1 protein-coding gene and 1 pseudogene are annotated in these 646 nt (G+C 70.6%); both read left to right on the top strand.

What is annotated here, in order from left to right; genetic code table 11:
- Positions 1-95: pseudogene (locus tag ALMP_RS37940) on the top strand (acetaldehyde dehydrogenase family protein); the annotation flags it as partial.
- Between the two features lie 2 nt (positions 96-97).
- Positions 98-646: 4-hydroxy-2-oxovalerate aldolase (gene dmpG, locus ALMP_RS37935; RefSeq protein WP_264936524.1), on the top strand; the 549-nt coding region annotated here is incomplete at its 3' end.

The following is a 646-nucleotide window of genomic DNA, read 5'->3' as shown; positions in this document are numbered from 1 at the left end:
TCCCGGCCTACGCGGGAAACCTCGACATCATGACCTCGGCCGCGCTGCGCACCGCGGAACGCATGGCCGCACACCGTTCCACGGAGGTGGCCTGAAGATGACCCGTCTGTACGTCCAGGACGTCACCCTGCGGGACGGCATGCACGCTGTCCGGCACCGCTACACCGTCGACCAGGCCGCTACGATCGCCGCCGCCCTGGACGCCGCCGGGGTGGCCGCCATCGAGATCGCCCACGGCGACGGGCTGTCCGGCTCCAGCGTCAACTACGGCGTCGGCTCCCACACGGACTGGGAGTGGATCGAGGCGGTGGTGGGCGCCGTGCGCCGCGCCGTCCCCACGACTCTGCTCCTGCCCGGCATCGGAACGGTCCACGACCTCAAGCAGGCGCACTCCCTGGGCATCCGCTCGGTGCGCGTCGCCACGCACTGCACCGAGGCCGACATCTCCGCCCAGCACATCACCGCCGCGCGGGAGCTGGGGATGGACGTCGCCGGTTTCCTGATGATGTCCCACATGGCCGAACCGGCCGAACTCGCCCGACAGGCACGGCTCATGGAGTCGTACGGCGCTACTTGCGTCTACGTCACCGACTCCGGTGGCCGGCTCACCATGGACGGTGTCCGCGACCGCTTCCGCGCCTACCGC

Origin of the sequence: Streptomyces sp. A012304 (assembly GCF_026008495.1) — a bacterium.
Taxonomy (GTDB): Bacteria; Actinomycetota; Actinomycetes; order Streptomycetales; family Streptomycetaceae; genus Streptomyces.
Note: the sequence above shows the minus strand (reverse complement) of the source record. Positions and strands in the feature narration are given on the sequence as shown.